General features: G+C 71.2%; 18 protein-coding genes. 14 read left to right on the forward strand and 4 right to left on the reverse strand.

The window, feature by feature from the left end; genetic code table 11:
* Positions 1-2812: 2812 nt before the first annotated feature.
* The 3 genes from RBJ77_RS49010 to RBJ77_RS49020 form a co-directional block, all read right to left on the reverse strand.
* Positions 2813-3046 (reverse strand): hypothetical protein, encoded by a 234-nt coding sequence (locus tag RBJ77_RS49010; protein WP_372350882.1) that lies wholly within the window; start codon positions 3044-3046, stop codon positions 2813-2815.
* Positions 3047-4747: 1701 nt separating this feature from the next.
* A complete protein-coding gene (locus RBJ77_RS49015) occupies positions 4748-4957 on the reverse strand; it encodes a hypothetical protein (RefSeq protein ID WP_372350883.1) in 210 nt (69 codons plus the stop codon).
* 152 nt (positions 4958-5109) lie between these two features.
* On the reverse strand, positions 5110-5583 hold the full coding sequence (locus tag RBJ77_RS49020) for a hypothetical protein (protein ID WP_372350884.1): 474 nt from the start codon (positions 5581-5583) through the stop codon (positions 5110-5112).
* 1428 nt (positions 5584-7011) lie between these two features.
* Between RBJ77_RS49020 and RBJ77_RS49025 the strand changes: the two genes are divergently transcribed.
* From RBJ77_RS49025 to RBJ77_RS49035, 3 genes are all read left to right on the forward strand, one after another.
* Entirely contained in the window at positions 7012-7572 is a 561-nt protein-coding gene (locus tag RBJ77_RS49025) for a hypothetical protein (protein ID WP_372350885.1), read from the forward strand.
* A 111-nt stretch (positions 7573-7683) separates the two neighbouring features.
* On the forward strand, positions 7684-7914 hold the full coding sequence (locus RBJ77_RS49030) for a hypothetical protein (RefSeq protein WP_372350886.1): 231 nt from the start codon (positions 7684-7686) through the stop codon (positions 7912-7914).
* Entirely contained in the window at positions 7911-8828 is a 918-nt protein-coding gene (locus tag RBJ77_RS49035) for a hypothetical protein (RefSeq protein ID WP_372350887.1), read from the forward strand. The genes RBJ77_RS49030 and RBJ77_RS49035 overlap by 4 nt, the downstream gene beginning before the upstream one ends.
* Before the next feature lie 129 nt (positions 8829-8957).
* Here the strand turns inward: RBJ77_RS49035 and RBJ77_RS49040 are convergent, their stop codons facing one another.
* On the reverse strand, positions 8958-9197 hold the full coding sequence (locus tag RBJ77_RS49040; protein WP_372350888.1) for a hypothetical protein: 240 nt from the start codon (positions 9195-9197) through the stop codon (positions 8958-8960).
* A 761-nt stretch (positions 9198-9958) separates the two neighbouring features.
* On the opposite strand from RBJ77_RS49040, the gene RBJ77_RS49045 reads away from it, so the two are divergent.
* From RBJ77_RS49045 to RBJ77_RS49095, 11 genes are all read left to right on the forward strand, one after another.
* Complete coding sequence (locus RBJ77_RS49045; protein ID WP_372344137.1) at positions 9959-10093, forward strand: hypothetical protein; 135 nt, start codon at positions 9959-9961, stop codon at positions 10091-10093.
* Between the two features lie 307 nt (positions 10094-10400).
* On the forward strand, positions 10401-10889 hold the full coding sequence (locus tag RBJ77_RS49050) for an ATP-binding protein (protein WP_372344136.1): 489 nt from the start codon (positions 10401-10403) through the stop codon (positions 10887-10889).
* Between the two features lie 126 nt (positions 10890-11015).
* Complete coding sequence (locus RBJ77_RS49055; RefSeq protein WP_372350889.1) at positions 11016-12137, forward strand: ATP-binding protein; 1122 nt, start codon at positions 11016-11018, stop codon at positions 12135-12137.
* A gap of 51 nt (positions 12138-12188) precedes the next feature.
* Positions 12189-12800 carry a hypothetical protein gene (locus RBJ77_RS49060; protein WP_372350890.1) on the forward strand — a complete coding sequence of 204 codons (612 nt, stop codon included), beginning with the start codon at positions 12189-12191 and terminating at the stop codon, positions 12798-12800.
* 5 nt (positions 12801-12805) lie between these two features.
* Entirely contained in the window at positions 12806-13297 is a 492-nt protein-coding gene (locus RBJ77_RS49065) for a hypothetical protein (protein ID WP_372350891.1), read from the forward strand.
* Positions 13298-13400: 103 nt separating this feature from the next.
* Complete coding sequence (locus RBJ77_RS49070) at positions 13401-13550, forward strand: hypothetical protein (RefSeq protein WP_372350892.1); 150 nt, start codon at positions 13401-13403, stop codon at positions 13548-13550.
* A gap of 1492 nt (positions 13551-15042) precedes the next feature.
* Positions 15043-15957: an NlpC/P60 family protein gene (locus tag RBJ77_RS49075; protein ID WP_372350893.1), complete on the forward strand. Its 915-nt coding sequence runs from the start codon at positions 15043-15045 to the stop codon at positions 15955-15957.
* Entirely contained in the window at positions 15954-16634 is a 681-nt protein-coding gene (locus tag RBJ77_RS49080; protein WP_372350894.1) for a hypothetical protein, read from the forward strand. Before RBJ77_RS49075 ends, RBJ77_RS49080 begins: the two co-directional genes overlap by 4 nt.
* Positions 16604-19252, forward strand: a complete 2649-nt coding sequence (locus tag RBJ77_RS49085; RefSeq protein WP_372350895.1) for an ATP/GTP-binding protein — start codon at positions 16604-16606, stop codon at positions 19250-19252. Before RBJ77_RS49080 ends, RBJ77_RS49085 begins: the two co-directional genes overlap by 31 nt.
* Before the next feature lie 277 nt (positions 19253-19529).
* Positions 19530-19715, forward strand: a complete 186-nt coding sequence (locus RBJ77_RS49090; protein WP_372350896.1) for a hypothetical protein — start codon at positions 19530-19532, stop codon at positions 19713-19715.
* The gene (locus RBJ77_RS49095; RefSeq protein ID WP_372350897.1) at positions 19705-20247 is read left to right on the forward strand and encodes a plasmid pRiA4b ORF-3 family protein; all 543 of its coding nucleotides are present in this window, start codon (positions 19705-19707) and stop codon (positions 20245-20247) included. Before RBJ77_RS49090 ends, RBJ77_RS49095 begins: the two co-directional genes overlap by 11 nt.
* Positions 20248-20330 lie beyond the last annotated feature (83 nt).

Consider the following 20330-nt stretch of genomic DNA (forward strand, 5'->3'; position numbering starts at 1 on the left):
CGGCAAGGTGCCTGGCCGAAGCACTTTGAGACCGAACGGCTCCATCGCGGGGGCCACTGTCGGGGCGACGGCGATCCTGCGGCGATGCCAGAAGAGCGTCTGTCCCACGACAAGTTCGGTGCCGGTGTTCGTGGCGACGTCTGGGGTATCGGAGGCTTGGCGAAGTCGTCGATCTCTGAGCTGTAGTCGCCCCAGGACGGCCTCGACGATCCGCGGGTCGGACACTGACGGCTCGATGCGCAGCAGGTCCTGGGCGTGGGCGTCTCGCTCCCGGATGCGGCGAGGCCGTCCAGGGCGACCACGAACAGGCGCGCTTCAGCCGCCCGGGCCCAGCGCCGCCAGTGATCCTGGTACAGGACGAAGCTGACTCGCATACGCATCGAGCCTGATCGGCGTCGCCCAGTGCTGCAGGGCGGGCAGAACGGCCAGGTTGAGCAGGCATTGTGCGCGCAGGCGGTCGTCGCCGCTCTGTTCGGCCAAGGTGAGGGCAGCGGCAAAGCGCTCGATCGCCGGCTCGTGGCGATCCTCCAGGGCATGGTGCGTACCACACGTTGTTGTGCAGCGCGGCCTCCAGGGACGTCATCCCGACCTGTTGCTGCACGATCGGCAGGATCCCAGTGAGGCGTGCGAGCGCCTGCTGCTCGTCCTCTGTCGCCGCCCTCGCCTTGCAGTCGGGTCGCCCTCGGCGTGGTCTCGGCCGTGAGCAGCATGGGCAGGATTCATCTGTGTTCGGGCCAGTTGGACAGCGCGGTGGCCTCCTCGGTGGCTTGCGGCCATTCGTCGTTGCGGCTCAGTGCAGATTCGCCAGTGTCATGTACGGCAACGCAGGACCATGGCTGCGTTGCCCTCCGATGTTCACTCCCGTCGAGGGCCCTGGTGATCGCGGTCATGGCTTCCTTGTGGAGTCCTCGGTGCGAGTAGAGGACTGCAAGGCCCCGTTGCGCCTGGGCAAGGGCGGCACGTGGAGCGTTTGATGTCTCGGCGACGAGAGGCTGCAGGATGCGGGCACCCTCCTGCCACCGTCCGGCGATGTACCAGGGCCTCGCCCAGCGACGCCTTCATCTGGGCGAGGGCTGCTCTCCGGCGTGCCGTTCAGCGCTGCTGACCGCGTCCTCAGCAGCGTGACGGCCTCTTCGATCCTGCTCTGGTCCCACAGGTAGGCGGCGTAGCTTGTGCAGCGTCCACGCCATGAGGACAGGGTTTCCCACGTGGTCGAGCCATGCTGCGGGCTGCTGCGTGGAGTCCTGCGGCCGCCTCGTCGAGCCGGCCGACTTGCCCGCGGAACGCCGCCAGGTCCGCGAGGGCCCGGCAGCGTGCTCGTAGTCCCCAGCTCAGTCGAGCAAGTTGCGCACATTCGCCCGGGCTACTCGATCGACCTCCGGGATGTCTGCGCTGTCGACGGCCCGCCGTCCGAGGCGGAAGAGCGCCCAGCACTCGTCCCTGCTAATGTCTCGGGTGTCGCGGTAGATGGCCAGTGCGGCGCCGAGGGGATCTGCGCTGACAGCGGCCGCTCCTGTGGGCGCGTCGTCGGCCCGGGTCGAGAAGGGCTTGTGCGCCACTCGCGGCTTCCGGCGGCCCGTGCACGCTCGATGTCCACCGCGGCTTCCTGGGCCGCCTGCGCCATCCGCCCGGTCATACGCAGGAGCAGACTGAACGTTCCTCGGCCCCCCGGATCAATGTCGCCCTCAGCGAGAGAGACAACTTGCTGCGTTATCGAGGTATCGCTCGGCAAGCGCGTCCTGCACCGAGCAACGTGTACGCCTTGCCGAGCGCCCAGAGCGTGGGCCAGTACGGTCCGTTCGCCCGCCAGCCGCCAGAACCGCACGCCGTGACGTAGGTGAGAATCGCCTCGCGAGCACGGCGGTTGATGAGCAGCGACCCCATGGTCGAGATGCGTGAGATACATCAGGAAGGTGGTCAGCCTCGCGAGCGGCCTGCGCGCACGACGCAGCAACTCCATGGCCCGCTGGCTCTCTCCGAGGTGTGCGGCGTGTCGGGCCAGGTTGTGTGCAGAGCGGTCGCCGATCAAAGCGAGCCGTCTCGCCGGTGGATGTACCAGCCTCGTGCACACACTCGTAGACCCGCAGAGATATCGCTCAGTGGCCGCCCTGCCATAAAGGGCGTCATCGTCGAGGCGAGGTCTGTCTCGGTCCACGCCTGGTACGCCCTGGCGGACTCGACGAGCGCGACCGCCCGCGAGTCGGTCCGCGTCCAACTGCCGCAACGCCTCAGTGTTGCGTCTCGGCTGGCTGCGCGGCCGCACTGATCGAGGAAGCCGATCGATTCCGTCGCCACTTGCGCCGCGCGGCCACCATGGCATAGCAGGCCCGGCCCAGGACGACCTCGCGACGCTCGTCGGCCGGGACTTCACTGGGACTGCAGCCTCGCAAACCGGTGGAGGATCCCGTGGAACACAGAGCCGCTCGTCATCCAGCTGTTCGACGAGGCACAGCTCGAACAGGGCATCCAGCTGGTCGGCCGTGGCCTCCAGAGATGCAAGGTCCAGTTCGTCGGCGTGCCCACCCGCATACGCGGCCGACGTCCACGGTGACGGACATGTGCGGCAGGACACCGAGGTGACGGGCAGCTCTCCTGCTCGGGGGTGAGGTCTACAACGCTGCGCTCCAGCACGGTCTGCACGGCCGACTGTCCAGCTTTCAGGGCACGCATCCCGTGCGTCCGGGGTGGGAGATGTCCGCGGTGAATCGGTCGGCATCGACGCGCGGCCGGCTCTTCAGGTGGGCGGCGGCGATGTGCAGAGCGAGGGGGTGGCCGGTGCATGCCCGGGCGAGTTCGACGCTCTGTTCGTCCGTCAGCCGCCCGGTCCGGCCGCCGATCTAACGAGATCGGCCGCAGACAAATCCTGCAGCGGGTCCAGCTCCAACACGTGCACCACTGTGACAGGCCGCCGTGAGCCGCGATCGGCTGGTGCACACCACGGCGCGAACGGACCGTCCATGGACAGCACTTCGAGAAGAGCCTCCTCGGAGGCGACATCGTCCAGGAGCAGCAGCACACGCCCTGTCGACAGCACCTCGCGCAGCATGGTGAGTCTGGCTGAACGCACTCGTTGAGGTAACGGGCCGCGGCACAGCGTGTGCAGCAGCGTCGAGACGAGGTCCTCCGCTCCGATCCGCCGGTGGCGAGCGCCAACGGAACGTGGAATTGCCCGTCCGGGTAGGCGGCCGCCACGAGCCGGGCCAGGTGCAGTGCAACCGCACTCTTGCCGATGCCGGGCGCGCCGGTCGCCACGACCGCAGCCGCACCGTCACCCTGGGCTTCCTCAAGCAGCTTGCGTCCCTCGGCAACGATCGCTTCCCGGCCGAACAGAGGGCGCGGAAGTCTCGGCAGGCCTGCTGCCGACCGATCCAGACAGGAGGACCGGGCTGCGGCGCCATGTAGCAAGCCTGGTACGTGCCGGTCTGCACAACCGTCTGCGCGCTCCCCCACTGATCTCGTTGTGCACCGTCATGCTGTGCTCCGCCGAATCGGGCGCCGAGTCCCCGCCATGTTCCGCTCCCCTCACGTTGGTCCGAGGCGGGCCACCCTACGGGTCAGGTCTGACAGACCAGCCGGCTCCGGGAACCAGGACAGGAGCCTGCCAAACGGACAGGCCCGACCGCGTGCCCCAAGCAAGTCGCACACCGGCGTATTGACGACCATGCAGCCCACTGCCGCAGCGAACGGCCGAATCGCCCGGCAATCGTCCCGACCGCTGCGATCGGGCCCTCCGATCGCGGTGCTGCTTCAGTGGCGCGCTGGTTCACGGGAGGGCGGCGCCGAGGGTGACGCCGAGGAGAGTGCCGATAAGTGAGTGACGGCCCGAAGGGCAGGCGTGTTGCGCCGGTTGCTTTGCGGCGGGCCATCAGGACGATGCCGTGGGCGGCGGCGATGAGGTAGCCCGCGAGGACGCCGAGGAACAGTGCGCGCCAGCCGTACCAGCCGAGTACTGCGCCGACGGTGAGGGCGAGTTTCACATCGCCGAACCCCATGGTTTTCGGCGGCCAGGAACATCAACAGGAAGACTGCGCCCAGCGCGAGGGAGCCTCAGCAGGGCGCTCGCGAAGGATCCTCGGGCGCCGGGTATCCCGGCGGCGAGGGCCAGGACGGCGAGGGCGAGGAGAGCCGTGGGCAGAGTGAGCCTGTCGGGAGGCGGTGTACGCGGGCGTCGACGAGCGCCAGCAGGATGGCGACGGGGGCGAGCGTCAGCCAGGCGATCGCCGGGATGCTGTCCGGTGGCCAGGGCCAGGAGAGCGCAGACCATGGCGCCGACGGCCGGGACTGTACGAGCTGTTGCTCCGACGGTCGTAGCGATGCCGGCCGGCAGGGCAGAACGGAGCCGTGCCAGGTACGGGCTCCGTGGGCAGCGGGTGCCCGTCGGGACACGTGGTGCGCCACGGGCCACGGTCGGGTACGCAGAGACGGTGGTGGGCGGCCAGCGTGCACCACCCTGCTGCAGCACCCCACCCGGCGGCCGCCACGACCATCCCTCACCATCAGTGCTCCCCCAGCCGCCGTATCCCTGCCTCATTGTGGATCACGTGCGTCACGCTCCGGCGGCGAGTCGGGTGCACGGTGGGCACAGCTCGCCGGGCGCAGGACCGGGCGCCCGCACAGGCCGTCCTGTCCCGCACTCCGTTTGGGCGCGGCCACGCCCAGCGCGGCGGTGCCCAGGGTCGGTGCGTCTGCGGGCTGTGGGGCACGGTCGGGGTGTCGCGGGCCCGGTCGGCGGCCGCGGCGATCAGCGTCAGCTGCTGCAAACGGGCAGCGACGAGTGCGGCCAGGGAGTGGTGCGCTGCTCCGGTGGCGGATAGGGGCGGCCGACCAGGGCTTCGCGGATGTGCTCCCGGCTCACCCCGCCTGCGAGGAGGCGGCCGACGAGCGGCGCCTGGTCGGCGAGCGTGGTGCCAGTCGCCAGCGCCGCATGGAGTTCCGGGTGATGCCGGGCGATCGACAACAGGATCTGCTCACCGCGGGCAGCCGTCGTTCCGTCCGTCCCTGCGGTGGATGCGCGTGTGGTGGGCGCGGAGGGAGGGAGGGGTTGGTGCTCTGCGGTTGGTCTTCTTGAAGTTCTTGTTCTTCTTATGTGTCGGATGAGCCAACGTAGGCTCAGCCAACGTAGGGAAATCCGACGTAGGTTGTGACCTGCAGGTTTGTGGGTCGCTGTCCAGGGACGGAGTCCGACGCAGGTTGTGACCTGCGGGAACTCGATACCCGTTCGTCGGGCTCGTCAACGGCGTCCGGAGACGGCCGGCAAAGGGGCGCAGATACGGTCACGCCGTCGGGCATGTCCGTGATGACGTACCGCGTCTCCCCAACCGTCCCCGCTGTCCGTACGCGCTCACGCAGCAGGTAGCCGTGCCGCTCCAGCTCGCACAACCCTGCTCGCAGGGCGTCGCGCTTCTCGGGGCCTTGGGCGAGGAGCATCTCGAGTGAGATCCCGTATCCCTCGCGGTGGCTGAGGAGTTCGACCAAGAGGCCGCGGGCCCGGCGGGACAGGCGCTGGTCGCGCACCGCCTGGTTGAACACGGATGTGTAGTGCGCGCCGAGCACATCGCTGGCCATCGGGCCGCGCTGGATCATTCCTCCGAACCCGCGGACTGCTCCACTCAACTGCCTGCTCCGTCCCATTCGGGCCCGCACCCCAGGAAGGAGTGTGCGGCCTTGGCCCAGGTCGGAGTTGACCCCTGGGGCGTACCGGGTTGCGTACCGATTCCCGCAGGCTGCGATCACATTTCCATCACGTTGTGTGACTGCTTGCCCGGTGCGCAGACCGGTACGCAAAGTCGCGCACCCGTCCGCCGGAGGGACTGCGCACCAGTTGCGCACCGGTCCACGGCACCGACTGCGCAACGTCGCCGACCACTGCGCACCACGCCCAGCCACTCGGTGCGCAAAGCCCAGTAATAGCCGCCGCCGGGTGCCGGTCCGATCGGTGCGCAGTGAGCTCGCGCGCACCATCGACGGCGCGGGTGCGCAGTGGAGTTGCACAGCGGCCGGGCGCTCCGACGCCGCAACTGCGCACTCCCCAGGGCCGGTACGCGTACGGTTTTCCAACGCGTACTGGTCGCCTGCCGTGACGCCGGCCCGACCGGCCGGGCCGCTGCCGGATTCAGGCGCACCGCCCCAGCCCCGGCTGATCGGTACGCGTTTTCGGGTGCGCTACGAAAGGCGTACCGAAACGCGTACCGGTCTGCGTCACCTCCCAGGTCAACGGCCCTGCGTTGACTCTCGGGACCCTCGTGGCCAGCCGCCAGCGCGGGCACCGGTCTGCGTTGGGAACGAGCCCCGACGGTCGACCGGTACGCGTTTCACGGGCCCGGAGAACGCGTACCGGCGCCCCGCCGATGCCGGTACACGTCGGCGCAGCACCCTGTGCGCAGCTCTCGACGGCAGGACTTGCGCAGTGCTCCGCGGAGCAGGCCGGGGGCTGCTGCGCACTGTGGCCGGCGGAGCTTTGCGCAGTGGCCTCTGGCGGCGGTGCACTGCGCAGCCGGGACGGGGTGCTCGACGGCACTGCGCACCGCACTGCGCACCTCGCCCCGACCCCTTGCGCACGAGGCGTTCAGTGCTGCGCACCGGTCCGCCACAGCGCCGGAGAGCCGGTGCGCAACACAGCGCCGTCCGGCTGCGCACCTCCATGTCGGGACGATGCGCAGCCGCGCAACACGCCCTGCACCGCGCCGCGTTGGCCACACAGAGTGAAGACGCACCGGCCGGGGCACGGGCGCTCCTGCTCCGTGCCGTCCCAGAACGCGTACCGGTGAGGTCGGCCCGCCAGGCAGCCGGCGTGTCGGCGAAGGCGCTGAAGCCGCCCCGCCGTTGGGGGTGCGGGATGCGGCACCCATCGGTACGCGTTCTGTGCCGGCCCCCGCACAACGCGTACCGGTAGGCGTACCGGTCGCATCGTGACCCACTCGCAACCGCAGCTCCCAAAATCGGTACGCGGACCGGTACGCCCTGCTGCTGGCTCATGGCATCACCTCGTTTCCCCTCTCCTTGAGAACGCTGATGCCAGCACCCTTTATCCAGGCGCCGCCGATGGCGGCCGGGCTCGACCTGCGGCGCACGCGCCGCACCGTCCGGCTCGGCCGATTCAGTGTGTGGGCCTGTCTGTTGGCCGGTCCTGCCGGACTCGCCGCGGCCCTCATCCAGCCGGCCACGACCGTCGTCGCGCAGGCCGCGCCGGCGCCGGTGCGCACGTCCGCCGCGGTGGCGCCGGCCGATCCGTCCGGCTACGTCGCGGAGTTCGTCGACGCGTGGCTGCGCTCGGATGCCAATGCTCCTGACAGCTCCAGCGCGATGCGTGCGCTGCGGCTGGCTCCAGGGGTATTGCTGCCCGAGCCGGGCGAGGGTGCGAAGGCGCCGCAGAAGGTGACGGCGGTGCGCAGCGTGGCCCGCGCGGGTGGCCGGTGGTCGGTCACCGCTGCCGTGCAGTTTGCCGACGGGGTGCGCTACTTCGCCGTGCCGGCGGCCGCGTCCGCTGCCGGGGACGCGGTCACGGTGACGGGGTGCCCGCGCTGGTGGCCGGGCCCGTGGCAGCGAAGGCGACCGCCTCGGCCTACAGGGTGAATGTCTCCGGCGGCCCGCTGGTGGACACGGTCAAGCGACTTCCTGTCCGCCTATCTCTCGGGCAGCAGTGAGGTCGACCGCTACCTGGCGCCGAAGACCTCGCTTGCGGCCGTGGATCCTGCACTGACCGATCAGGTCGACGTCGATGTGGTCGCCGCCCGCGAGGAGAGCGCGGCCGGCGAGCACGTGCCGGGGGACGGCACCCGCGTGCACGTCCAGGCGTCCGCGAGCGCCCGCACCGCCCGGGGCAGGTGGCCGCCGTCCTACGAGCTCATCCTCGTTTCCCGCGGCGGTCGTTGGGAGATCGCAGCGCTCACCTCGGGTGGAGGCGAGGCGAAGTGAACTCCGTGCATCAGGTGGTGCTCGCCGGTCAGCTGGACGATCTCGGCACCGGCTGGATCGACATGTTCAAGGGCCGGGCGGATGCCGGTCTCAAGGTCGCTCTGGCCTGCATCGTCCTGTACGTGCTGGTCACGCGGTTCAGTCTGAAGGCCGGGGTCGGTGCGCTGCTGCTGATGGTTCTTGCGCTCGGGATCTACAACGCCCGGGAGCAGTTGGCGGACAAGGTCGAGGACGAGGTCACCAACCCGGCCAAGGGTGCCGCCCGCCAGCACGTGCCCTATCCTCGTCCGAGCTGGCGCCGGGTGTGCGGGTGCCCGGTCTTGCAGGTGCGGCGTGAGCGCGGGGAGCGAGCCGGTGCGCACGGCCCGTTTCTATACGACGGCGCGTCGTCTGCCGTGGGTGATCGGGAAGTTCGCCGACTGGAGGATCCCGCTCGGCCCGTTCAACGCGGTGCAGGTCGCGCTCATGTCGCTGGGCGGCCTGGTGCTGGTGAAGACCTCCTCGTTCTGGTGGTCGCTGGCGGGTCCCGTCCCCTGCCGTCGTGCGGGCCGTGGCCATCTTCGCCGCCGCCGCCACAGGTCGCCGGCCGCACGCCGGTCGGTGCCGCGCTGGGTGTCCTGGCGCGCGTGGTCCAGCCGGCGGGCGGCCGCACATCGGCGGCCGGGCGGCGCGGGATCGCCGTCCGCAGGCGGTCTGCGGCACCTCACCCTCCAGCCCCTGGCCTCCGGCCGGCACCTCCCCTCGCCCAGCCCCGCGACGGCACCAGCGGGCCCGGCCCGTGCACGCCCGGTGTCCTTCGGCCGCGCGCCCCGCCGCGGTTCGCCCGCAGCTGCCGCAACTGCTGTCCTCGGCGTCGGCCGTCGGCCGCTCTCCCGGTCCAGGTCGCCCTCCTCGCCGCAAAGGAGCGGAACTGATGCGTGTCCCGATCCGGCATATCGCCGGTCATCTGCTGTGGTCGGCCGACGGGCATACCTGGGCCCTGTACCGCCTGCATCCGGGCGCCGATGAGCCCGGCCATTCCACCGAGGCCGAGTCACCGGCACCTATCTGCCGGCCGCGGTGCGCGAGAGGAGCAGCTGCAGCGCATCACCCAGTTGGTGCGCTCGCTGTCGGGCGAGCCGCGCCTGTTGGGGGTGTGTGCCCAGACTGATCCGGCGGAGGTCGCCTGGCGGATGCTGGAGGGTCTGCACGACGAGGACAGCGGCGAGCTGCGGCCCGAGGCCCGGCCCTGGGTGCAGCATGTCGAGGCCGCTCTGGATGTGCTGGACGGGCAGGAGATGCACCGGCGCACCCTGTGGCTGGCCGTCCCGTTGTCGACGGACACGGTGGGCAGGCGCGGCATGGTGGCTCCGGTCTGTGGGCCTGGGCGCGTTCGGGAGTTGTCGGATGCGCTGGGCCTGCAGCCGTCCCCGGTCAGTGGCAGGGACGTGGCCCGCGCCCGGGAGAAGGCGGTGCAGATCGAGGCGCAGATGGCGGGCGCCGTCCCGTTCCGGCCGGTCCGGCCGGCGGAGATCGTGTGGCTGGTCCAGCACGCGCTGCATCGTGGTCTGCCCGAGCCTCTGCTGTCCGAGGCGACGGCGAGCTCCTTGTATGCGGGACGTGTGCGCGAGGGCTGCTCGCCTCGCCCAGCTACGCCGATCTCGGTCAGGTCCGTCTTGAGGAAGGCGGCACGCCCCGCACCGGGCGGGCTGCTGGCGAGCGCACCGGGTGGCGTGGCCTGTTCGCGCGGCCCCGGGTATCGGGGGCGCGGGGACGGGCCGGCAGTGGTGGAAGGATGCCGTCTCGCCGATCCAGCGCCGGTGGCTGCAGGTCGAGTCCCCGGACGGCACCGGCTATCAGGCGCATCTGGTGCTCGCCGAGGCGCCGCCGGCCGTCTCCGTGCAGGCCGCCGACTTGTTCGCGCAGCTGGAAGTCCTCGACTTCCCGGTCGACTTCGCCGTGAGTCTGTCGCTGGTGGCGGCCGCGGAGGCCCGCCTGCAAGATCCAGCGCAAGCGCACCGAGCTCGTCGACCAGGTCGACCAGTACGACGCCCGCCCCACCGGGTTGCCCTCCGATCTTCCCGAGGCCGCCCGCGATCTGGGCGAGATGGACGCCCGCCTGGCCCGCACCTCCGCCGAGGTCGAGGTCCAGTCGGTCACCGTGCTCACCTGTGTGGGCACCGGCCGCCGAGCTGTGTGATGCCCGGGCGCGGGCGCGTTGGAGAAGCTGCTCGCGGGGGCCGACTACCGGATCCTGCGCCCCGTCGGCTTGCAAGGCGATCTGTTCCTGCTCGGTCTGCCCGGAAGTGTCCGACCGCTGACTCTTAAGGAGTTCACCCAGCATCAGCTGGCCGAGGACTGGGCGATGTCCGGGGCCTTCACCCGCAGCGAGGCCGGTGACCCCAACGGGATCCTGCTCGGCTTCGACCTCGACTGCGGCACGCCCCGCCCCGTCACCGTGAATGTGGCCGATGCGCCCAAGCAGGACGCCTCTCGCGTCCCTGGCCGTGATCGGGGATCTCGGCGGCGGCAAGAGCGTGCTGCAAAAGACGGTGCAGAGCGCGGTCGTGGACCGCGGTGCCCGCGCCATCTGCATCGACCGCACCCCGGTGCGCGAGTGGGCCACGTTCGCCCGCGGCTCCGCGCCCGGCCGCTGCCAGGTCATCGACGCCGCGCAGGCCGAACTCTCCATCGATCCGCTGCGCCTGTTCCCCGGGCCGGAGGGCCGCCAGTACGCGCTCAACTACCTCACCCTGCAGCTCGGCCTCGGCGCCATGAGCATTCAGGGCGAGGTCCTGCACCACGCCGTCGAGCAGGCCGCCGCCCTGCCGGACGCCTCCATGGCCAAGGTCATGGACGCCCTCACCCAGAGCGCTGCGGCGGTACGGGCACACGCGCCGATGCGGCCGCCTCGGTGGCCGGGATGCTGCGCCTGGTCACCAGCAACCCGCTGGCCCGGATGGTGTTCGACCCGACGCTGCCGGTCGCCCGGCTGAACGGCTCGAGCAGCGCGGACCTGATCGTGATCACCACGGCCGGTCTCACCCTGCCGCCGAAGGCCGCGTTCACCCATCCCGAGATCCTGCACCAGCAGCCCCTCGAAGCTCTTGATCGGCCGGGCCGTGCTGTATCTGATCGCGGCAATGGCCCGCCAGGCCGCGTTCGCGGACCCGTCCCGGTTCTGCGCGGTGGTCACCGACGAGCTCTACTGGCTGACCAGCTCGGCCGAGGGCACCGCACTGGTGCACGAGATTCTCCACGACGGCCGCAAGCACCATGCCGGGCTGTTCGCCGGCTCGCACGACGAGCGCGAACTGGGCCCCGACCGCGGCCTGTTCGCCTACAAGGCCCTCTCCCGCACCGCGGACCGCGACCGTGCGCGCCGCGCTCTGGACTTCATCGGCCTCGACGGCCGCGACGACGACCTGCTCCGGCTGGTGACCACCAACCTCTCCCCCGTCGGCATTGCCGAGCGGGCCGGCGAGATCCTGCTGACCGGCCCGCGCCAGAACACCGGCCGCATCAAGGTCCACATCCCCGCCCTGCCGAGGATCGCCGACCACATCCGCACCACCCCCTCGACAGCCCGCGCGCCCCGGCAGCCACGCCCCGGCTCGGGAACGAGGGGTCCGCATGACGAGCCCGCCTGCGGAACTACCGGCGTGTGCCGCCGCCTACGCCGTGCTCGCCACCGTGGTGGCACTGCTGATCACCGCCATCATGCTCGTGACGCACCACGCCGGGCGTGCCGGAGGTCTGGTGGCCGCAGACCGGCAACGCGTTCGCCGCCTCCCCCACCACACGCGCCACCGAACAGGCCACGCGCAGGCGCCACCGCCACCGGCGTGCCCGACAGGCCCAGTGGCCCGGCCGCCGCCCCGGCGCACACAGTCGAGGTGTGTGACGCGATCGTGGGCCCGGGGCGAGGCGTCTGCCTGGGCGCCCCGGCCCCCGCAGCCGGGCCGGTCGCCTCACTCACGCCGGCCCACTCGTGGCCGCTGGGCGTCCTCGCCGTCGGCGTCACCACCCTCTGCATCCTCAACCGCCGCCGCCGGAGGCGATCGCGGGGACGCCCCGATGGCGGCACGCTGCGCGCGGCCGGGTTCGTGGCCGTGCTGGTGACGGTATTCCTGACCGTGAACACCTCCGTCGCCTACGCCGCCGGCAGAAGCCGACGGCGTAGGCGGGCTGCTCGCGCCCCTGGAACTGGACACCGTGGAGGGCGCCCCGCTGCAGGGCTATGAGCTCGGGGCGCAGGGCGGCAGCGTGTTCTCGCTGATCTCCACACCCAGGCCATGGTGCTGGGCGGACTGTTCACCATGGTGAGGGTCGTGGTGGGGCTGGGCTGCTGGGCCGTCGAGGTCGCCTACCGCTTCCCGCTGCTCCAGCTGCTGGCCCACCCGGTGCAGCGGCTGTCCGACGTCTACACCGACATCGTCGTCGAGGATCTCGGCCTCAAAGCACTGCTGCTGGCATGGGCGTTCGTGCTTCGGTCTGGTGCTGGTCGTGCGCGGCAAGCACAGCGCGGATTCGGAGATGGGTCTCACGCTGGTGCTCGGGGCGCTGGCGGCCTCGGTGTTCGTCACCCCAGCTTCCTGCTCGGCAAGGACGGGCCCGTCCTGCAGGCGCAGTCGGCCGCGGCCGAGGTCGCACATCGGACGGTCAGCGCGCACTCCTGGGGCGGAAAGATCTCCTCCGACGATCCGTGCGCGGGCCTGTCCGGACCGGCCCTCGACAAGTGCTACGGCATCCAGGACGCGACCACACCGGACGCGAAGAAGATCGCGAAGCCGATTCAGGACGCCGTCACCAACTCGCTGGTCGTCAAGCCGTTCATGCTCCTGCAGTACGGGCGCATCCTCGACCCGGGCAGGCCACCGACCGCAAGGCCTATGCCGCGCACCTGAAGTGGGTGTCCGGCGGCTACGCCACCAAGACCGAGAAGACCAAAGACAAGGACGATCCGTGCCGACTGCTGCGCGGGCCGGGCCGCAAGTACTGCGAACGCGAGCCCGGCGACAAGGGACCGGACACGCTGCCCGAACTCACCCCGGGCGGCCAGCTGCTGGACAACGTCGCCCCGGTCCTGTCGAAGGACGATCAGGAGTTTGCCGCCTTCCTCACCGACCTGAAGAAGGCCGGGCCGGTCGGCAAAGCGTGCGCGGAGTATGCCGCCCAGCCGTCCTGGTGGCGCGTCGCCGCGGTGGTGATGGTCTTCCTCGCCGCGCTGCTCATCTGCGCGCTGCTGCTGTCCGCGGCCATGGTGCTGCTGGGCGTCTCGGCGGTGTGTGCCGGCGCGGCCGCGGCAGGGGCGGGGTCACCTTCGTGTGGGGGATGCTGCCCGGGCCGAGCAGGACCGTGGTGTGGAAGTGGCTGGCGCTGTTCGGCATCTCGATGGCCGTGATCCTCGCCGATGCCGCGTTCATCCCGGCGGTCGGCATCACCATCGACGTGATCCTGACCGACGGCCCCGACCTCTGCTGAGCGAACGCCTCCTGCTGATCGTCGTGCTGGCGCTGGCCGGTCTGGCCTTCCACCGCCGCCTGCTCGTGATGATCACCTCGTTCGGGCAGCGCCTCGCGCTGCGGATGCGCTACGCCAAGATCGGCGGCAGCCATCTGGCCGGCGACTCCGACTCGGTGCCGCCCTCGCCATGAACGGCGTCGGCAGCTCTGCGGGCAGAGCCTTCACCGGCGGATCCCTGCGCGGCCGCGGCCTGACCGGGCTCGGCCTGAGCACCGGGCACCTGTGGCAGGGCGTGGTCGCCGGGCTGAGTGACGGGACCGGCATGCCCGGCGAACCGGGCCGGCTGCTGCTGGCCGATGCGAACGCCGAGGCCTCTCGCGGTCTGGCCCCCGTCGGCGCCGCCATCGGCACTGCCCGTCTCTGCGGCCGGCGGTGCCTGGGCGGCTTTGGTCGGCGGGCCCGCCCGGCGCCGACCGGCTCGCCCGGCTGCGCAAGCCCACCGCCCACGGCGAGAACCCGGCCGCAGACCGCCCGCGCCAGGCGAGCGCCGCAGCGACCACCACACCCGCCAACGGCGCCCGACAGCCGGCGGAGCGCCCGACCGCTACCGCAACGAGCACGGCCAGATCGTCGCCCCGGGCACCGGCGAGATCCTCCACGACCAAAACACCGACCGCACGCTGCTGTCCACCCGGGCCCTCAACCGTCTGGTGCGACTGCGCGGCTACCGCATCGCGCCACACCGGCGGCCGCCTGCTGTACGGGGCGACGATGGGCCTGCCCGCAACCACCCGCCCCGCAGCTCCGCGCTCCGCTCGACGCCACCACCGACGTCCGCCAGCAACTGCAGGTGTGGGGCAACACGCTGGACCAGGACCGCCAGGCCGCAGGGCAGCATGCTCCAGCAGCCCGAACCGCCCGCGCAGCAGCCGCCGCCTGACCCCGGGCCACGGGACTGCTGCCCGCCGGCGCGGCCCAGCGCCCCGACCGCGGCCACCCCAGCGAGCACCCCCGCCAACAGCGCACCGGCGTCGGCGCCGCGACCGGGCTCCCCTCCGGGGCGTGGACTGCTGCCACTGCCCCCTCGCGGCGCCAGCAGCCAGACCACAGACAGCTGCGCGGTCGTGGGGCGGAATCACAGCTTCCGGGCCCGGCGCGATCGGCCCCAACCCCGCCCCCGCCCCCGCCCCGGTCCAGCAGCCGCTGCTCCCTTACCGCCGCCGGCAGCACCCGCCGGGTGCAACGTCCCCGGCCTCGGCTCTCCGGCGGCCTTGGCTCCTCGGCCGCCGCACGTCTGGCAGGCGCAGGAGATGTTCCGCCGCCTCCAACAGGACAACGCCCCCAACCCGCCTCCGCTACCCCTTCGACGACGACGGTGACGGCGGTGAGGGCACATGAGCCGTCACCCGGCCGCGGCGCCTGCCGCCGCCGCTCCGTACGACCCGCCGCGCCCGCCGCCTGGCTCAAGTGGGCGCTGCTCCTCGGCCTGCTGCTCGCTCTGACGGTGTGCTGCATGGCGCCGCTGTCCGGGGCCGCAGGCACGATGGCAGTGCTCACCCAGCAGGAGAACAGCGATAACGGCCTGGCCGAGGCGGGCAGCAACGCGGACATCCCGCCGCGCATGCTGCACGCCTACAAGAACGCGGTGAAGCGCATCAGCACGGTGGTGCCGAAGTGCCGGGGATGCGCTGGCCGATCCTGGCCGGGATCGTCAAGGTCGAGTCCAACCACGCCGCCGGCCGCACCATCGCCAACAACGGGGACGTTAGCCCCAGGATCTACGGGGTGCTGCTCAACGGCAGCGGGGCGGGCGGCAACACCACGGTGTTCACCGACACCGACGACGGCAGGTGGGACGGCACCGCGACCGGTGAACGCGCCGTCGGACCGTTCCAGTTCATGCCCGCCACCTGGCAGTCCACCGGTCAGGACGGCAACCGGGACGGCGCCCGCGACCCGCACAACGCCGACGACGCCGCGCTCGGCGCCGCCGCCTACCTGTGCGGGCGCGGCCGCAACCTCACCCAGACCGGTCAACTGCGGGCGGCAATCCTGCAGTACAACCGCAGCACCGAATACCTCACCAACGTGCGCCGCTGGATCGACCAGTACACCGCCGCCGCACGCGCAGGAGGAAACGCCGACCTGAGCAAAGTGACGGGCAGAGTGCGCACGGTGCTCCAGGCCGCGCTGTCCCAGCGCGGTGTCCCCTACTCCTGGGGCGGCGGCAACGCGTCCGGCCCGTCGAAGGGCATCTGCTGCTCGCCCAGCGGCAAGTCCGGCACCTCCATCACCGGGTTCGACTGCTCGGGGCTGACCACCTATGCGTTCGCGCGCGTCGGGATCCGGCTGCCGCGCACCGCGGCCGCGCAGGCCTCCCGGGGTCAGCGCATCTCGGCCTCGGCCGGTCACGGAGCTCTGCGCCCAGGGGACTTGGTGTTCTTCGGCTACGCGCCGGGCCGGGACTCCACGATCTACCACGTCGGCATCTACGCCGGCGGCGGCCGCATGATCAACGCTGCTCGGCCGGGCACCGTGGTGCGCTACGACCCGGTCGACGCCATGCCCGGCTATGCGGGAGGGGCCCGCCTGCTGTGACCACCACGCACGCGTCGAGGCCTCCGGGTCGTGGCTGGCTGCTGCTGGCCCTCTCCATCGCCCTGGCCATGGTCGGCGGCTGGCTGCTGCTGTCCCCACCCCGCGCCGTGCCGGCTTCCTCGTCACCTGGTGCGGCGGGCGCTCCCCCGGGCGTCGCGTCTGCCGCGTCCGGCGCCGCTGCCGGGGCCGGACGCGGCGCCGCCGGACCGGCCGTGCGTTCCACCCCGCCGACGGCCACACCGCCTACCGGACCCAGCCCTGAGACCGAACTGCCGCCGCGCGGCGAGGGAGTTGCCGGGGACCGGGCCATCCAGCAGCTGCTGGACCGTGCATGGCCCGCCGACCTCCCCGCCGAACAGGCCCGGCCCCTGGTCACGCTCGGCCGCACCGTGCTGCTCGCCGACCTCACCGGACTCCACCGGGCCGAGTTCCCGACCGCGTTCCCCACGGCGGCCGCCACCGGGACGGCGGTGGTGAGGCCAGCCTTCAGTCGGATCCGGATCCAGGCGGCCATCGCCCGCCGCGACCCTGCCGTGCCCGGCCGGGCGATCGTGCACCTGGTGTGGGCCGGCGCCGATCGCGGCGGCACTTACACCGACGGCCGCCTCACCGACCTCACCTTCCGCCACGCTCCAGGAGACGACCGATGGACACCCCTGCCGCCCACCACCTCGTAACCGCGCCCCTGGCCCTGCCCGGCGTCGCCGACGCCGCGCTCGACCTCGGCCGCGGCCTGGGGTGGCTTGTCCTGAACTGGTATGTGCCCCTTGCCGTCGCGCTGGTGGGCTGGCTGGCGTGGGAGGTCCTCACCCGGCAGGCCGCGACGAAAGCCTCGCGGCAGCGGTTCGTGCTGCGCATGACGCCCGCCTCCTACTTCGATCCGGACGCCGAACGCATCCTGCGCCAGGGCCTGAGCATGCTGAAGGCCGCGAACGCCCTGCCGTGGTGGGCACCCAAACGCAGCCGCACGGTCCGCATCCGGATGCGCTCCGACGCCGACCACCCCCTCGCCTACCAGCTGGAGGGCCCGCCCGGAGGCGCAAAGTTCCTGCGCACCAGCAGCTTCGGGGACGCCGTCACCATCGCCCCACCCGACCCGGAGGCCGACGAGCCGGACGACACGCGGGACTTCGTGGTCCGCGGCGAGCTGGTGCTGCGCGGCAGCCCGGCAGCCTCCCTGCGCGCCGTGCCCCTCGACCCCGACCCGCTGCAGCCCCTCGCGGACGCCCTCGCCACGCTCAAGACCGAACTCGGCGACCTGGTGGAAATCTGCGTGGACCTGCAGCCCGCCCCCCGCCTCGCCAAGCGCCTGCAGCAACTCCAACTCCTCCGGCAGGCCCGCGACAGGGAACGGCGCGAGGCCAGTGCCGCCGCCCGCACCGCACACCGGGACACCACCACCGACTCGCTGCGCACCCTGGTCCACGACACCGGCCGGCCCACCACGCCGGTGATCGTGCCCCAGCCGCGCCGGATCGACCGGGACCAAGTGCTCGGCAAACTGGCCGGACAAGCCCCGCTGGCCCGGGTGCAGATCCTGATCCGCTGCGCCTCCAACCGGGAAGGCCGGGCCCGCGCCCTGCTCTCCCACGTGCAGGGCAGCTTCACGGTATTCACCCAGGAGGCCCGTCTCACCCCGCGCGGACTGCAGCTGCTGCGCTGGCGCTGGGGACCCGACCAGCGTCCGCTGATCACCAGCTGGCAGCGGCGCTGGGACAGCGGACAGTGCCGCCCGCCCCGCACCAACCTGGCCCGACTGCCGGAGATCGCCGGGCTCCTCAAACCCCCCACCACCCACTGCACGCTGCCGCTGCTGCCCACCCAGCTGCCCACCTTCCAGATGGACGCCCTCCCCGAGATGAGCGGCCTGCTGCTGCAGGGCGCCGTGGTGGAGGCCGACGGCTCCCGCCGACTGATCGCCACCCTCGAAGACGAGACGCTGTTCGAGACCGGGCTGGGCAAAGCCGGCGGCGGCAAGACCGAACGCGCCCTGGCCCAGGCCATCATGGTCGCCCACGTCGGCGGCGGGCTGCTCTATGTGGACCCGCACCGCGACTCCTTCGAGCGCGCCGCCCCCTACCTCGCCCACCGCCACATCATGGCCCGCATCCAGCTCATCGACCTCACTCCCGGCCACGACACCGACCCCATCGGCAGCTGGAACCTGCTCGACATGCGACCGCGCCGCCCCCGCCACGACGTCGTCGCCGCCCTCGTCGACGGACTCGCCGCCGGCATGAACTGGGACGAGGCCAACGCCCCACGCGGCCTGACCATCCTCACCGCCTGCGTCCAGGTCCTGGTCGCCGTCAACGAACACGCCTGCCACGACCAGCAGTTCCACGCCCAGACCACCGTCTTCCACATCCGCGCCCTGCTCACCGACAAAGACTTCCGCACCCGCGCCCTGCACGCCGTATCCGGCGACCTGAGCGAGGACACCCTCTCCTGGTGGCGCACCGTGTTCCCCACCCTCCCCTACGACGCCTTCGGCATCATCCTCAACCCCCTGGCCCGCCTGGCCGCCAACCCCGTCTACCACGCCTTCCTCGGCCAGCCACTCAGCCACTTCGACCTGCGCACCGCCATGGACACCCGCCGCATCGTATGGATCTGCACCGCCGGCAACAGCCCCACCGACCGCCTCGTCTCCTCCCTCATCACCCACGAACTCCTGCGCGCCGGCCGCTCCCGACGCGACACCCCCAGCCATCAACGCGTCCCGTTCCGCGCCTACCTCGACGAGCTCATCACCATCGCCGGCAGCGCACCCGAATCACTGGCCGCCATGTTCGAAGACCTCCGCAAATTCCAGGTCCGCATCCACGGCATGACCCAAGCCCTCAGCCGACTGCCACAACCCGTGCGCGACGCCCTCCTGCAGAACTCCTCCACCCTGGCCACCACCACCGGCTCCCGCAAAGTCATCACCGCAATCACCGCCGAGTGGGGCAACAAACCCACCCCCGACCAGGTCATCGCCCTGCCCCGCTACCAGCACTACGCCAGCTTCACCATCGCCGGCCAACGCATCGGCCCCCTACGCCTGCACGGCATCCACCTCGACACCGACCTCCACCACCTGGCCCGGCCCAAAGCCGTCCCCGCCCTCCTCGACGCCGCCCACCAAGACACCGGAAGCCAAGCCCTGAGCGAACAGACCAAGCACACCACCGCGCAGACCGACCGGGTACGCACCTACCTCAACAACATGGCAACTCCGGCAAATCCGCAGACGGGAGGCGCAGCCGCACCATCCAGTGGATTTGCAGCCCTCACCAAATCATTCGAGTAACGGGCTACCCGATCGGTATCTGCTGCCGAATGGAGGAGACGAGTCGCCCGCGGACCTGCAGTGCCCATAGACCGGCAGCAGTTCACCGGTGGTACGGCAACGTTCCTCGACGCCAGTGACCTGCTCTGACCTTCCCTCACCCGGTGTCCTGTACTTCCGGTTCCTCGCACACGTCCGAGGCCACCCGGGCCTGGCTGGCAACGCACCCACGAATCATGGCGCATTACACCCCCAAGCATGCCTCCTGGCTCAACAGGTAGAGATCTTCTTCTCCCTGATGGCCCGTGCCGTCCTGCGCCACGGCGACTTCTCCTCCCGCACCGACCTGCTGGACAAGGTCACCGAATTCGCCATCGCCCACAACGAGACGGCCCGCCCGTTCCGTTGGAACTACGAGGGCCGGCCCCGCCAGACTGGGGAGGAGAGCACCGCCGCTGCGAAGGAACCGTGCCATGCCCACTGACTCCGTCCTGCAGATCAAGATCACTCTGGCCGACATCCGCCCGCCGGTCTGGCGGCGGCTGCAGGTCCCGGCCGACCTCACACTCGACCGCCTGCATCTGGTGATCCAGAGGGCAATGGGCTGGGAGAACTACCACATGCACCTCTTCCAGACCCCTGCCGGCGACTACGGGCACCGCGACAGCGAGCTCGGGCACCGTGACGAACGCAAGGTCCCGCTCTACGCGGTTGCTCCCGCCGTCGGGGACAAGATCAGCTACACCTACGACTTCGGCGACGACTGGGTGCACCGCATTGAAGTGGAGAAGGCCCTGCCCAAGCAACCAGGCACCGCCTATCCACGCTGCATCACCGGCCGTCGGGCCTGCCCGCCCGAGGACTGCGGCGGCCCATGGGGCTACGCGAACTTCATCGAGGCCATCACCGACCCTGGGCATGAAGAGCACGACGAACTCCTGGAGTGGGTCGGTGGCGCCTTCGACCCCAGCCAGTTCGACGTCGAAGACATCAACAATCGCCTTACCGCGCGATAGCCATCGGCGGAACATGTTGCCGGATTCCAGGAAGAGCTGGTCGGCGCGTCAGGACGCGAAGTGGGCTGATCGGCGGGGCGGAT

Origin of the sequence: Streptomyces sp. KL116D, from assembly GCF_030766975.1 — a bacterium.
GTDB classification, from domain to species: domain Bacteria; phylum Actinomycetota; class Actinomycetes; order Streptomycetales; family Streptomycetaceae; genus Streptomyces; species Streptomyces longispororuber_A.